Source organism: Paenibacillus sp. 01T442 (genome assembly GCF_056398345.1).
Genome location: NZ_JBFTPF010000108.1, coordinates 1 through 13346 on the forward strand (window position 1 = coordinate 1; position 13346 = coordinate 13346).

The following is a 13346-nucleotide window of genomic DNA, read 5'->3' on the forward strand; positions in this document are numbered from 1 at the left end:
TCGTAGCCCCGTACTTCCCAATACCCCATGTGCTCTTTCTCGATTAACTCGATACCTTGCAGCCATTTCACTGATTTATAGGCGTACATCTGAGGCACAATCAGTCAACTCCGCTAAAATTAAGTCGTCTTCATCGCTCCAAGCATCTTGTCTAATTGCCGACATAAGGCCAAACCTCCTAACAAATTATAGGGATCTTTGGTCGGAGAGCAAAGTCTCTCCTTTTCGGGAGCTTCGATTCCTGATCAAATTCTCTCCTACCTGCGGATACATCATAAAGAAGAATCAATTAGTCAGACAGGTATCAATTGATTCGTTGCCATTATTACTATTTCTATGCCCGTACTAGAGTTCATAGAATCTATTTGATACTAAATGGTATTGCCAAATTTTTTGACACTCATACATGAGATTCGTATAAAAAGACATACTACGTCTATATGATGAAATGTTTTCAATTTCGTCACCGTTTGACGGTTTACACCACTTGGATCAAACGGTATAATGTGTTGTAGTTATTGTGCAACGTGGTACGAGAGGGGGATGTAACGAGAATGGATCGCATGTTTCGGGTTCTAGGTTTTTGGACACTTGTTATCGCACTAATGAGCTTAGCTGGCGATATGATACCTATGTCTCTGATTTTCTTTTTTCAAACTGCCGTATTCGTCATTCTAGGCTATATGCGCTTGTCAGAACGTACTTACATATTGCTGTTCTGGGGATACATGATTATCTCCTTCAGCGGATTTACGTATTGGTCATTTTTCAAAATGTCCGTCTAACGCAGATAACGAGCAAAAAGGTGGATCGGCAATTATGCCGATTCACCTTTTTTAATTGAAACAAACACCTTAAACAATTCACTCATTCCATCACTTAACAGTAATTGTCGGATTGAACGATTTCTTTTGGACACCTCACTAAATGGATTCGGATCGAAATGATTTTGCAGTTTTTCCAAAATGCCCTGCTCAACTAAGAACTGACGCTGCGTCTGATACACATATGGTTCGAACCCTGCTGAAACCGCGGCTTTTTGACATAAGCTAAAATTAACATGAGCCGTAATATCCTGTTCACCTGGGTCGATCAAAGGATTATCGTGGGCTTCGTGCTTCCGATAGCACATTAATGTCCCCTGATGCCGATGAGAGGCGTACAGCTCCTCCTCCCTATCTCCATAATCAATTGCTATTACGCACCCGCTTAGCATCCGTCCCGAAAGTCGGACATACCAATCTACCGCCTCTAGATTCAATTCACTAATCTGCCCTTCTTGCCATTGAACTTCTAAGGCATTTAGATAGTCTAATATGCGTCCAGGTCCAAGAGGTAACCAGATTTCTTGTAAAAGAGGCTCTTGCTCCTGCCATATCACATACGATTCGTGAAAGGCCCCATCTTTGTATTGCAGGCGGTGAATCGGGAAGGCATCCAGCAATTCATTTGCCAATACATATACATGATCGCTTGGAGGCTCACTTAACCAAACTGTTTCATCCACGAATCGAATTCGCTCCACATGTGCAACAAGCCTTTCTTGCTGCAACTGGCGGTGATAGGCACTCGATTCAATAAGCGTATACGTTAATCGCTCATATATATCKGGTGCAGCCTGATTCATTTCATCAAGCAATTGGCGTGCCATTCGCCCATTGCCTCCCCCCCATTCAACAATTTCAAGATGATGCGGCAGATTGGATTGCGTTCGTAGATGGTTATATATGAAAGAAGCAACCATTTCCCCCATTACGGTTCCTATGGAAGAGCTGGTATAGAAATCTCCTTGTTTACCTATCTTTATTTGATCCTTTCGGTAATAACCGACAGTTTCCTGGTATAAGCATATTTCCATATAGTCTCGAAAGGATATTCTTTGATCTAGTGTCGAACTAATACGCTCCTTCAGTACCTCGACAATGCTAGCAGGCCCTAGTTGATGCACGATTGTAAACCCCCAGTTCTTTACTTACAGACAAATGAATAAGAAACCCTTATAATGATAAAGGATTATGGAAGGAGAGACAGCCCAGCATGACAAAAAAATGGATTACCCTAACAGCGATAACGGCAATTGGCCTCGTCTCGTTGACCGCTTGCACAGACAATACGCAAGTTAAAGAAGCATTTCAACAATCCGTAAACAAACAATCGGAATTGAAATCTTATACGTTCGATGGAAGCACGACTCTCGCAATCAGTGATGGTTTAATGAAATCAGCAAACCCTCTTACCAATGGGTTATTATCCTTGATCAGAGAGAGCACGATTACGTGGAAGGGCATTAGCCAAGTAGACCCCCTTCAATATCAATCAGACTTACGTATAACGCCCAAGGGATCTACGTCCCCCATCGATATACCAATTCTCATTAAAGATAGCAAATTGTATTTTAATATGCCAGCCTTAAATAAGACAGCTGATGAGTTCTATGCCATAGATTTACAAAAAATGAGCAGCACAACGGCTAGTCCATTAACGGCTGACACGTTGAAAAATACACCTCAAGTATCCGCTGCTCTTACGAAATTGATTTTCGAAGGATTGGATGCGAAGTGGTTTAAGCAAGCCAAAGATCCCATTAAACTAACTGACGGATCCTCAGCTAAATCGATTCAAGTTGATCTGACTACCAAAAATGTAAAAGAAATCAATACGCAATTCCAAGCGAAATTACCAGAATTCATTGGTACCTTACAAACAAATGGTTTACTAACAGCTGATAAAGCCGAAGCACTCAAGAAAAATGGGATGGCTTCACTAGCGCTTAAAGCACCTAGCAGCATGAAGATCGCGATAGATGATCAAGGCTTTATTCGTGATCAGACGCTCGATATCACATTCTCAGTAACGCTAGATGGTAAAGTCCTCGACAATCACATTACACTCCATCAAACCACGGATGCGATTAATCAAGGTGCACCTCTGACAAAGGAAATCCCTGCTAAAGTGAAGAGTTTTGATGATATTCTCAAGCTCTTAACACCGGCTGCCAAAAAATAGGCATGGAGTTAAATACTTACCTTTCCCCGAAGGTAAGTATTTTTTTGTGCTTCATTTAATAGAAATATGATAATCTATTCATAGGGGGAGAATACCATCAATGAATTCTAAAAAACTCACAGCCTTGCTGTTATCCATTGTTTTGCTCATACAAATCACATTGCCTTCTGGAGGCGCTTTGGCCGAAGAAACGAAATCACCTCAAGATGAAACCAAGGAGTTGCTCCAGAAAGGGCTCACTATTTTCGAAATCGATAAAGAGGTCGCTCGTCTTAACGAGCAGGATACCAAAATCGGTGAGCAAATCAAACAGAATGAACAAGATATCGTAAAGCAAAACGGTAATGTGGATGCAACTCGCAAGCATGCAGGCAAAGTGCTTCGAGCGTACTATACAGGAGATCGAGACTCGATCTGGATGCTACTTTTCGCGGCAAATTCCTTTACTGACGTCTTGCGCATGTTCGAATACTTACAGATGATCATCACGAATGACCATCGTTCACTCGCGCAGTTTACGGATTCCTTTCAGAAACTCACTAAGTTACAAACGGAACTAGCGAATTCGCGAACTGAGCTGCAGAATACCAAAACTAAATTCCTCGAGCAGCGCGAGCGACTCGTCAAGCTTCAAGAAGAATTGGACAAACAGCTGGCTGTCAGTGCACAAGCGCAAGCTATTGCAACCCAAATCAAGAGCTTAAATGATCAATGGAAGCAAGAAGGCTTGCCTTTGGCGAGAGATTATCTGGATAATTTATCTTCGGCTTTCCGCGAGCTGCCACAATTCCTTATGTCCGACAGTAAGTATATTAGCATCACATCCACGACGCCCGTTGTCAATTTGACAGACACAGATTTCAATACGTATCTGCATTCCAASAGCGAYCTTCTGAAAACGTTGAACTTTGAATTCAAAGATGGGGCTATGGTCGCGACTGGCAAAAAAGGTGACTTGCAGATAGCCATACAAGGGAACTTCGTCCTTCTTACGAACGCAGAGAACTTGAATGAAGTCAGCTTTGTTGTTAATAATCTTGAATTTAACAGCTTTAAGCTGCCAGATACGACCATCGCAGACTTTACGAAAGAATTTTCTTTAGGTTTTGTACCGAAAAAAGTAGTGAGCTACCTCGATGTGATCAGTGTTGAAACCAAAAAAGGCGTGGTAGTTGTGAAACTCAAATTATCTCTGTAAACTAAAACTAGTAGGAATAATGCATGGAAAAGTGAGGAACAACAAAAATGGAATTCAAAATTGGTCTAATGATGGATCTACCCGACGGAAAAATACCTGGCTTCTACGCCCAAATCGTCAAAGCGCTTGCCGGCAAAGTCGAGTTATTCGATCGTGATAAAGAAATGCTGATTGTTAGTAACGAAGAGCAGCAACGCGCTGCGCTTGAAGTCATGGCCCATTTTAATATTGAAACCACGGTAATGGAGCTCCGTTTGCTTGTTGAAGAAGCAGAATTGACGGATTTATTCAGTGACTACGGGTTCACTAGTCGCGCAGAACATAACTACTTATACGATAAAATCGTGATCCCTTTCCGCTTTACAGCGAATAGTCCCGCCGTTGAGGTTGATCAAGCCGCCCTTCAGGTTGAAGAGCATCTCATCGCCCAGTACAAAGATGGCGACCACGACGTGTACGTCGTTGATCGGCAGCTCGAAGAGCTCATGCATGGAATTGCCAAAGCTTATCGCTGCAACATCGAAATTCTTCGGTAAATGCAGCAAAAAGCCCACATCGGCTGATGTGGGCTTTTCTCTATTTAGAGCAAATCTGCAGCCAATTGAGCCAGATGCGAGCGTTCGCCGCGTTCTAATGTGATATGTCCGCTTATGCCTTCCTGTTTAAAGCGCTCTACCACGTACGTAAGCCCATTGCTTGATGCATCCAGGTATGGATGGTCAATTTGATCCGGATCACCCAGGAGAACGATTTTACTGCCCTCTCCCACACGAGATACGATCGTTTTCACTTCATGTTTCGAGAGGTTCTGCGCTTCATCGATAATAATAAATTGCCCAGGTATGGAACGTCCTCGAATATACGTTAACGCCTCTACTTGAATACTACCTAGACCGGCAAGTATTTTTTCAATATCACCTGGTTTTTTGGTATCGAATAAGTATTCCAAATTATCATAGATCGGCTGCATCCAAGGGCGCAGCTTTTCATCTTTTTCACCAGGCAGGTAACCGATATCCTTGCCCATCGGAACGACCGGACGAGCAATTAACAATTTCTTATATTTACGATCATCCTCAATTTTCATGAGCCCCGCAGCTAACGTAAGCAGCGTTTTACCTGTACCCGCTTTCCCAGTTAGGGTGACGAGCGGGATATCGTCATTGAGCAAAAGCTCAAGAGCCATTCGCTGCTGCGCATTGCGCGCGGCAATTCCCCAGATGGGATCATTACTCATGTAAAGCGGCTCAAGCTTTTTGGCATCTGGTGTAACTTTGAGCAGTGCGGACTTGGAAGAGCCCAGCTCATCGCGAAGGATCACGAATTCGTGCKGGTGCAGCATATAGCTCAAATTAAGTGAAGTCACGGTCAAGAAGCGATACGAATAGAATTCATCAATGATCGAAGGATGAACAAAGAGTGTAATATAACCGGTATACATGTCGGTTTGAGYCACAATCCGATCTGTTAAGTAATCCTGTGCCGGAATACCCAGTACATCCGCCTTAATTCGAACCAACGTATCTTTACTCACAATAACGACTGGTCTAGCTACATCATTTTCTTGTTCTTCCAAATGGTAATTAAGTGCAACCGCTAGAATGCGATTATCGTTCGTTAATTCAGCGAACGTATCTTGCAGTTTCGCAAAACTGCGGTGGTTAAGCTCCACTTTAATACTGCCGCCATGCCCAAGTGTAATGCCGTCAGATAAATTGCCTTTGGCTCTTAATCCGTCTAGTAATCTCGAGACATGTCTAGCATTGCGACCGATTTCATCCGCATTTCGTTTCTTAGAATCGATTTCTTCCAACACCACGGCGGGTATGACCACTTCATTATCTTCAAATGCGAATAAAGCATTGGGATCCTGAAGCAGTACATTKGTATCTAACACGTAAATTTTTTTCATTGGTGTGTCCCCTCCCAGATTTGGCGTTAGATCATTGGTTATATTCATACATACAACCTAACTGTACAGGACAAACTAAACGCGAGATTCAAGGAAAGAAGGGAACGATTCTGGTGAGACTAATATACGTATGCGGACTGATACTGATCCTCGCGGTAGGCTGCAGTCAAGCGCCGAAAAGTGGTGCCCCCTCTCAAGATACGAATCAAAAGCAAGTAAAAGTTCAACAAATTGCTCCGCAAAAGCTAGAAATCAAAGATTCTAAGGCGGTTGCAGCGCATTTGGAAAACCTAGCAATGGGTATCCAGCAGGTTGAAAGCGCACATTGCGTCGTCTTCGGCAATACAGCTGTCATCGGCATTAATATTAAGAAGGAGCTTGATCGAGCCAAAGTCGGTACCGTTAAATATTCGGTGGCCGAGGCACTCAAGAAGGATCCTTATGGTGTCAATGCAATTGTGACGGCTGATATGGATTTAGATCAACGCTTACGCAACATCCGGGATAACATTCAAGCAGGAAGACCTATACAAGGCTTTGCAGAACAAATGGCTGATATCGTTGGTCGTGTGATGCCACAACTGCCACGTGATATCCGCAATGATCCAGACATCGATAACGCAGGTCCCAATGGGAATAGCACCCAGGTTCCAGCCCGATAAATCACTGAAGATGACAAAAAGCCTGCCTGCATACGCAGATCTAGGCTTTTTTTATCGCATCAAAAACTTGGCCGAGTGAAAAAAGGGCATCCCGGCTCTCACAAGCTTTCGCATATTCAGCTTTATTCATCATGTGGGCGCTATCTATCCATTGCATCGGTGCAGCTGTTAGAAGTTCAGCCATATCGTTTGCGCCTCCTACTAGGTGGTTGAAAACGCTCCTTACACTTACAGTATAGCATAGCGAGTGCCAAGCGTTCCACCATTATGTATCTATTTTCAAATCAGCAGGCACTCCTTATTGCCCAGATATATTTAATTGTACGTTGATTTGTTAAAGTTATGTCCTTAATTCACAGCGTTAAACCGCTATTGATTGTTATAAATGGGATTCGAATTGATATCGTCCAACAGCTTCTCCGCACTCTCGCGGTCGAAACAATGCTTATGATATTCCCCTTCATGGTCATAGCCAATCCATATTTTCATTGGATCTTCGATAGCCAGCACTTCAAGATTACTTACCCCGTGATCTTCAACTAAAATAAGTGCAAAAAAATCAAGCGTTTCTTTGGCCGCTTCATCCTCAGGACGAGCCTGAGACACAATATGCATTTGCAGCCAATTGAAAAAAGCATCCCCTAGTTTCATCTCAGCGTCCATCCTCTCTTAGTAACACAATATCATAACCGGCATCTAACCAATCCATCCACTGTTTGATCCACACGGCTTGCATCCTATAGCTAGCTTCCCTATGCTCATCCATTGCCATTAGCAGTGCCTTCGCCTCCCGCCTAGTCAACAAACGATCCAGAAAGGCTTCTGCGCAGTGCGATAGATGAAATGGCTCACCATCAAATACAAGGTTACTTTCATTCGTTAAATCTAATTCTACGAGGTCTGATCCACACACCTCTTCATCATCACTCAGCAGGAGACTCGCTTTAAACATCTGGAGTAAGCGAGGATGCTGTTGGCCTGCAAGCTGGCGGAACGATTCGAATTCTGCATCAGGCATGCAGCTCATGCGCTCTGCCCCCAACACGAGCGGCGAATAACTAAGGATAGGTGTTAACCAATATCGAGTCATTAGGCATGGACTCCTCGCTCGTTAAGTTAAGTCGGCCTTTTGCCGGTTCTTTTTTCAATAAAATAGCGGATTCTCACCATGAACATCAAAGAAATCGCTACAGCTAAACAAAGTACTATTGGCAAACCTACAATTTGGAATACGAGGAGCATCACGGAACCGATTGCTAGCAGAACATAGATTAGAGCCGTTTTGAGTACAGGCAATTTGCGTGTACGAAACACTTTATTGTACACATAGGACATGAAAACAAAGATTAATAGATACGTGATCAAGAGGTGATTGGCAAACCATTCATTCAGGGCAGTCAACGAACATACACTCCATTTCATTAATAGGTTAAGTCTTCTAAGCAAGTCATTCCTCATTATCCCTTAAAACGACAATAAAATAAAGGGAAATGCGGCTAGAAAGCCCACATTTCCCTTTATTCGAAAACTTTGTGAATTAAACGTTAGCTTCCGCTGTTTTGCGGTGCTTCTCAGCACGCTCACGCTCGCTCTTGTTCAAAATCTTTTTACGGATACGAACTGATTTCGGTGTAATTTCACAATACTCATCATCATTCAAGTACTCGAGAGCTTGCTCCAAAGAGTACGAGCGAGGTGTTTTCATTTTTACTGTTTCTTCTTTATTTGCGGAACGGATGTTGTTTACTGCTTTTTCTTTACAAATGTTAACGATGATATCATTGTCACGTGTATGCTCACCAACAACCATGCCTTCGTAAACTTCTGTTTGCGGATGAACGAACAAGATACCGCGATCTTCGACAGAAAGAATTCCGTATAGTGTAGATACACCAGATTCACTGGAAACGAGTACGCCTTCGTGACGTCCGCCAAYGCCTGCTCCTTGGTATGGACCATAGCTGTCAAAAGCATGGTTCATAATTCCGTAGCCGCGAGTCAGCGTTAGGAAGTTCGTTCTGTAACCGATCAAACCGCGTGCTGGGATCTTGAACTCTAAACGAACGTTACCGCTGCCGTTGTTAATCATGTTGACCATTTCGGCTTTACGAGAACCTAAGCTCTCCATAACGGAACCCATACTGTCTTCTGGAACGTCGATGATCAAATGCTCAATCGGCTCCATTTTTTGTCCGTCGATTTGACGAATGATAACTTCTGGTTTGGAAACTTGCAATTCAAAGCCTTCACGGCGCATGTTTTCGATCAGAATCCCTAGGTGAAGCTCACCGCGGCCTGATACAACKAATGCATCCGGGCTATCTGTATCTTCAACGCGCAAGGAAACGTCTGTTTCAAGCTCTTTGTATAGACGCTCACGGATTTTACGGGAAGTAACCCATTTACCTTCACGCCCCGCGAATGGCGAGTTGTTTACGATAAATGTCATTTGAAGCGTTGGCTCATCGATTTTCAAGACTGGCAATGCTTCTGGGTTCGCAGGATCCGCTACCGTTTCACCAATGTTAATATCTTTGATACCTGCAATGGCAATGATGTCCCCTGCAGCTGCTTCTTCAATCTCAATACGCTTCAAACCACTGAATCCGAAAAGCTTCTCGATTCTAGCTTGTTTTTGTCCGCCTTCACGAGTCATAACTGTAACTGTCTGACCTTGGCGGATCTTACCACGGTTCACACGGCCTACGCCGATACGACCCAAGTACTCATTGTAATCCATCAATGTAACTAGAAATTGTAGAGGTTGGTCAACATCTTCCGTTGGAGCTGGAATGTGCCCAACAACTGTTTCATAAATAGCTTCCATGTTATCATCTTGTTTCTCTGGATCAAGACTTGAAGTCCCTTGTAATGCGGATGCATACACAACGTGGAAATCTAGTTGCTCGTCAGTAGCACCAAGTTCGATGAACAAGTCAAGAACTTCGTCAACAACCTCTTGTGGACKAGCGTTCGGACGGTCAATTTTGTTTACAACAACAACTGGAGATAGGTTGCTCTCAAGTGCTTTACGTAGAACGAATTTCGTTTGTGGCATTGTTCCTTCGAAAGCATCTACTACCAACAATACGCCGTCTACCATCTTCATAATCCGTTCAACTTCGCCACCGAAGTCAGCATGTCCTGGTGTATCTACAATGTTAATCAAGTAATCTTTATAATTAATCGCCGTATTTTTGGCAAGGATGGTAATACCGCGCTCTCTCTCTAGATCGTTGGAGTCCATCGCTCTTTCTTGAATAGCTTCGTTATCGCGGAACGTTCCGGATTGTTGAAGCAATTTATCTACGAGTGTTGTTTTACCATGGTCAACGTGTGCGATAATGGCAATGTTGCGAATCTTGTCTCTTGCATGCATGAATGTCAAACCCTCTCTACCCTATAATTTTCGTCTCTGTTCATAAAACAAGCGTCGGACATAAGCGCCGACGCTTGACATTTACCATTAGTATACGCAGTTTCTCGACATTATGCAAGAAAAAAGGCACACTTAACAAAACTTTTAACTGGAAAGAAGCAAGTTCACCACAATCTTCGCTTTCGGAAAATCATGGAAAGTCCAACAACCACAAGGATCAAAGCGATTACATAAATCCCTAATTTGACTAGTAAAGTCAAAGCAAAAAGCGCTGCAGCAATAACTCCTAACACCATAGCTGCGATCCAAATCCCGCGATCACTCCCCCGATCAAACAAGTGGAGCTCATATAAACCAATTGCTGGGCCTAAGATGAAACCTGGCCAAATATAGGCCATGGAGCCCCATCCAAATAAATTGCAAAAGAAAAACATAAGGGCATATACGGTTAAAATGCCGCCAGGAACGAGTACGCCCGCTGGTAATCGACGGTTGAAATACAACAAATGAAAGAGAAGTCCAGGCACGAGTAATACAAGCGGCCAAAAAAAGGAAAAAATAAACTGGAAGACTCCTAATTTGCCTAGCAACAATAAGACAGCTAAGCCAATAAATACAATACCAATGGAGTAGCTATTTCTAGCGATACGAATCCCTCCTCAAATGGACATAGGTTGCATGGGGTAAATCGAATTTGAATCGACACCCTTCAACAAATATTTTAGCTCACATGGCCTGAAATTGCTAGGTGTTTATGATGGCACCATTTTGCGTTTGTTTCCAATTGACTGGGTATACTAAAGCTCGGACAGAAGCCTTTTGCCTTGGCGACTGGTCATCTGATGTTCACCTGGGAGGTATCATGGAACAAACTCTTACAAGTAATAAGGCAGRGCGGAAACCACTTTGGACCAAAGCTTTTCTAATCACTTCACTTGCAAATTTATTGCTCTTTTTTAGTTTTCAAATGCTGATCCCTACGATACCTACTCATCTTTCACAATTAGGTGGAGACAATGTCAAGGTAGGACTTGTTATTGGGATCTTCACCATTTCCTCGCTCCTGACACGGCCATTCGCAGGCAGAGCATTAGATCTTTTAGGAAGAAAACATGTTCTTCTAGTTGGTTTAGCGATTTGCGCACTTACAATTGCCGGATATTCGTATATCGCAGCAGTTACACTTATATTAGCAGCACGCTTTGTTCATGGCATCGGCTGGGGGTTGTCGACGACATCGCTCGGAACCGTAATAGCCGATATCATCCCTCCTGAACGCCGCGGTGAGGGGATGGGTTACTACGGGTTATCCAACACTTTGGCCATGGCTGTCGGTCCATTAACAGGCCTGTGGGTCATGCAGTCTATTGGGTTTTCTTATGTGCTTTTAATCTCAACCATTCTTGCGATTTTATCTTTATTTAGCTCGCTTTTCATTACATATCCGAAGCCCATTCTACCCGTGAAACCAAGTCAGCGACCTCGCTTTGTCGATCGCCTCTGGGAACAGAGCGCACTCCTCCCCTCTGCCCTGCTGCTCTGCAGCGCAATCTGTTACGGAGGAATCGTGACCTTCATTACCTTGTTTGGCTTAGAAGCAGGTATTCCCAATGTGGGTCTATTCTTCTTATGTAATGCCAGCATGGTTCTACTCGTTCGTCCTCTTACAGGGGTTCTCTTTGATCGCAAAGGGCCAGAGTKGGTTCTGCTCCCTGGTGCGGCATTCACAATTACTGGCCTATTGTTGCTCTCGTATGCACATTCCAATATTAGCCTCGCTATTGCTGCTCTTTGCTATGGCGTTGGGTTTGGCTCCATACAACCTGCACTACAGGCGTGGACAATCCAGCGATCTTCCCCAGAACGTCGAGGTGCCGCCAATGGAACTTTCTTCTCAGCCAACGATCTAGGCATTGGATTAGGCGCTATGGCGCTAGGGGCCCTCGCTAACTGGAGTGGCAGTTATGCCATGATGTATCGGTATTCCACAGCATTAATTATCCTTTTCCTATTGATCTATGGCTGGTCCTTCTGGGCTTTCACTTGRCCAAAAAAAACAGCACACTGACCCATGGTCAGCGTGCTTAGAATTCATTCATTCCGTGTCTTGAATTGGAGCAGTCGAACCCCTTTGGCGATTCCACCCGCCGCAATAACGACTATGGTCGCCATAATGGGGATCCAAACATGCAAAGACTCATAATCATGCAGCAGCCAATCAATCATTTTCTCATCTTTTACAAACATTTCCCCTGCTGTATAACCAAGTATCCCAGCTCCGATAAATACTAGAATCGGGTATTTCTGCAATAAGTTCATTACAAGCGTACTCCCCCAAATAATGATCGKAATACTTAGTCCAATACCTAAAATAATGACTGTATTATTGCCATTTCCTTTAGCTGCAATCGCTAATACATTATCCAAACTCATGACGAAATCTGCTACAATAATGGTCCAGATCGCTTTGCCTAGCGTTGAAGCTTCCTTGACATTGGAATGCCCCTCTTCGTCCGTAAGGAGTTTAATCGCAATCCATAAGAGCAAGATAGAGCCGCCCGCTTGAATAAATGGAATGGTAAGCAGACTTACGGCAACAAGTGTCAATACTAAGCGCAGAGCGATAGCGCCGAACGCCCCCCACCAAATCGCAAGCTTGCGCTGCTCGAGCGGAAGATTCTTGCTAGCTAATGCGATGACAACAGCATTATCGCCGCTCAGAACGATATTGATTAACATAATCTGCAGAAATAAAAATAGCGCATCAATCATTACTTCACGACCTCCTGGCGAACATGGAGAGCAAGTGAGTGGAATGGTTGCGATCACAGCGGCATCGAGGAGTTAGAATAAATGGGCGTTAGTTTCCTGTTTCAATTGTCCATGTACGATTTCAATAGTTTCTGTTTCTAAAACTGCTTTGTCAATTAACTCATTTAGAAAACCCATGCTAGCTTCCAGTTTCTCCACCAAAGATAAATTAGGATTCGTACTTGGCGATGGCGGTAGAAATAAGGAGCAGCAATCTTCATAGGGTAAAATCGAAATAGGAAAAGTCCCAATCGATTCAGCAAGACCAATAATCTCTTGCTTGTCCATCATCATCAACGGTTGAAGGAGCGGTAAAGTGACCACACGACCAATGGCATTCAAACTTGGCAAGGTTTGACTGGCAACTTGCCCCAAGCT

15 protein-coding genes and 2 pseudogenes are annotated in these 13346 nt (G+C 43.6%); 6 read left to right on the plus strand and 11 right to left on the minus strand.

Features of this window, described 5'->3' with window-relative positions:
• A pseudogene (locus AC1DLM_RS32580) lies at positions 1-104 on the minus strand (molybdopterin-dependent oxidoreductase); the annotation flags it as partial.
• Positions 105-554: 450 nt separating this feature from the next.
• Between AC1DLM_RS32580 and AC1DLM_RS32585 the strand changes: the two are divergent.
• Positions 555-785 carry a DUF2626 domain-containing protein gene (locus AC1DLM_RS32585; RefSeq protein ID WP_029196536.1) on the plus strand — a complete coding sequence of 77 codons (231 nt, stop codon included), beginning with the start codon at positions 555-557 and terminating at the stop codon, positions 783-785.
• Between the two features lie 32 nt (positions 786-817).
• On the opposite strand, the gene AC1DLM_RS32590 is transcribed toward AC1DLM_RS32585, so the two are convergent.
• On the minus strand, positions 818-1948 hold the full coding sequence (locus AC1DLM_RS32590) for a class I SAM-dependent methyltransferase (protein ID WP_441988981.1): 1131 nt from the start codon (positions 1946-1948) through the stop codon (positions 818-820).
• 89 nt (positions 1949-2037) lie between these two features.
• Between AC1DLM_RS32590 and AC1DLM_RS32595 the strand changes: the two genes are divergently transcribed.
• The 3 genes from AC1DLM_RS32595 (at position 2038) to AC1DLM_RS32605 (ending at position 4740) form a co-directional block, all read left to right on the plus strand.
• On the plus strand, positions 2038-3006 hold the full coding sequence (locus tag AC1DLM_RS32595; protein ID WP_477572309.1) for a hypothetical protein: 969 nt from the start codon (positions 2038-2040) through the stop codon (positions 3004-3006).
• Between the two features lie 100 nt (positions 3007-3106).
• Positions 3107-4204 carry a coiled-coil domain-containing protein gene (locus tag AC1DLM_RS32600; RefSeq protein WP_477572310.1) on the plus strand — a complete coding sequence of 366 codons (1098 nt, stop codon included), beginning with the start codon at positions 3107-3109 and terminating at the stop codon, positions 4202-4204.
• A gap of 47 nt (positions 4205-4251) precedes the next feature.
• Positions 4252-4740 (plus strand): hypothetical protein, encoded by a 489-nt coding sequence (locus tag AC1DLM_RS32605; RefSeq protein ID WP_441988978.1) that lies wholly within the window; start codon positions 4252-4254, stop codon positions 4738-4740.
• 44 nt (positions 4741-4784) lie between these two features.
• Here the strand turns inward: AC1DLM_RS32605 and AC1DLM_RS32610 are convergent, their stop codons facing one another.
• Complete coding sequence (locus AC1DLM_RS32610; RefSeq protein WP_477572311.1) at positions 4785-6116, minus strand: PhoH family protein; 1332 nt, start codon at positions 6114-6116, stop codon at positions 4785-4787.
• 113 nt (positions 6117-6229) lie between these two features.
• Here AC1DLM_RS32610 and AC1DLM_RS32615 point away from each other — a divergent pair, with 113 nt between their 5' ends.
• Positions 6230-6778 carry a YhcN/YlaJ family sporulation lipoprotein gene (locus AC1DLM_RS32615; protein ID WP_477572312.1) on the plus strand — a complete coding sequence of 183 codons (549 nt, stop codon included), beginning with the start codon at positions 6230-6232 and terminating at the stop codon, positions 6776-6778.
• Between the two features lie 40 nt (positions 6779-6818).
• Here AC1DLM_RS32615 and AC1DLM_RS32620 read toward each other — a convergent pair whose 3' ends face one another.
• The 6 genes from AC1DLM_RS32620 to AC1DLM_RS32645 form a co-directional block, all read right to left on the minus strand.
• The gene (locus tag AC1DLM_RS32620) at positions 6819-6962 is read right to left on the minus strand and encodes a hypothetical protein (RefSeq protein WP_171635279.1); all 144 of its coding nucleotides are present in this window, start codon (positions 6960-6962) and stop codon (positions 6819-6821) included.
• 185 nt (positions 6963-7147) lie between these two features.
• Positions 7148-7429, minus strand: a complete 282-nt coding sequence (locus AC1DLM_RS32625; protein WP_477572313.1) for a hypothetical protein — start codon at positions 7427-7429, stop codon at positions 7148-7150.
• 1 nt (position 7430) lies between these two features.
• Positions 7431-7868, minus strand: a complete 438-nt coding sequence (locus AC1DLM_RS32630; protein ID WP_477572314.1) for a hypothetical protein — start codon at positions 7866-7868, stop codon at positions 7431-7433.
• 26 nt (positions 7869-7894) lie between these two features.
• The gene (locus AC1DLM_RS32635) at positions 7895-8170 is read right to left on the minus strand and encodes a YlaH-like family protein (protein ID WP_056610118.1); all 276 of its coding nucleotides are present in this window, start codon (positions 8168-8170) and stop codon (positions 7895-7897) included.
• Positions 8171-8315: 145 nt separating this feature from the next.
• On the minus strand, positions 8316-10157 hold the full coding sequence (gene typA, locus AC1DLM_RS32640; RefSeq protein ID WP_477572315.1) for a translational GTPase TypA: 1842 nt from the start codon (positions 10155-10157) through the stop codon (positions 8316-8318).
• Positions 10158-10321: 164 nt separating this feature from the next.
• A complete protein-coding gene (locus tag AC1DLM_RS32645) occupies positions 10322-10810 on the minus strand; it encodes a LiaI-LiaF-like domain-containing protein (RefSeq protein WP_477572317.1) in 489 nt (162 codons plus the stop codon).
• Positions 10811-11019: 209 nt separating this feature from the next.
• On the opposite strand from AC1DLM_RS32645, the gene AC1DLM_RS32650 reads away from it, so the two are divergent.
• Entirely contained in the window at positions 11020-12225 is a 1206-nt protein-coding gene (locus AC1DLM_RS32650) for an MFS transporter (RefSeq protein ID WP_477572316.1), read from the plus strand.
• 23 nt (positions 12226-12248) lie between these two features.
• On the opposite strand, the gene AC1DLM_RS32655 is transcribed toward AC1DLM_RS32650, so the two are convergent.
• Both AC1DLM_RS32655 and AC1DLM_RS32660 read right to left on the minus strand, forming a co-directional pair.
• Positions 12249-12929 carry a TerC family protein gene (locus tag AC1DLM_RS32655; protein ID WP_441988971.1) on the minus strand — a complete coding sequence of 227 codons (681 nt, stop codon included), beginning with the start codon at positions 12927-12929 and terminating at the stop codon, positions 12249-12251.
• A gap of 72 nt (positions 12930-13001) precedes the next feature.
• Positions 13002-13346, minus strand: a pseudogene (locus AC1DLM_RS32660) (tRNA uracil 4-sulfurtransferase ThiI); the annotation flags it as partial.

What these genes read in the sequence shown, in the direction of transcription:
- AC1DLM_RS32585 (WP_029196536.1), top strand. Translation starts at nt 555, where the DNA reads ATGGATCGCATGTTTCGGGTTCTAGGTTTTTGGACACTTGTTATCGCA.
- AC1DLM_RS32595 (WP_477572309.1), top strand. Translation starts at nt 2,038, where the DNA reads ATGACAAAAAAATGGATTACCCTAACAGCGATAACGGCAATTGGCCTC.
- AC1DLM_RS32605 (WP_441988978.1), top strand. Translation starts at nt 4,252, where the DNA reads ATGGAATTCAAAATTGGTCTAATGATGGATCTACCCGACGGAAAAATA.
- AC1DLM_RS32620 (WP_171635279.1), bottom strand. Translation starts at nt 6,962, where the DNA reads ATGGCTGAACTTCTAACAGCTGCACCGATGCAATGGATAGATAGCGCC.
- AC1DLM_RS32625 (WP_477572313.1), bottom strand. Translation starts at nt 7,429, where the DNA reads ATGAAACTAGGGGATGCTTTTTTCAATTGGCTGCAAATGCATATTGTG.
- AC1DLM_RS32630 (WP_477572314.1), bottom strand. Translation starts at nt 7,868, where the DNA reads ATGACTCGATATTGGTTAACACCTATCCTTAGTTATTCGCCGCTCGTG.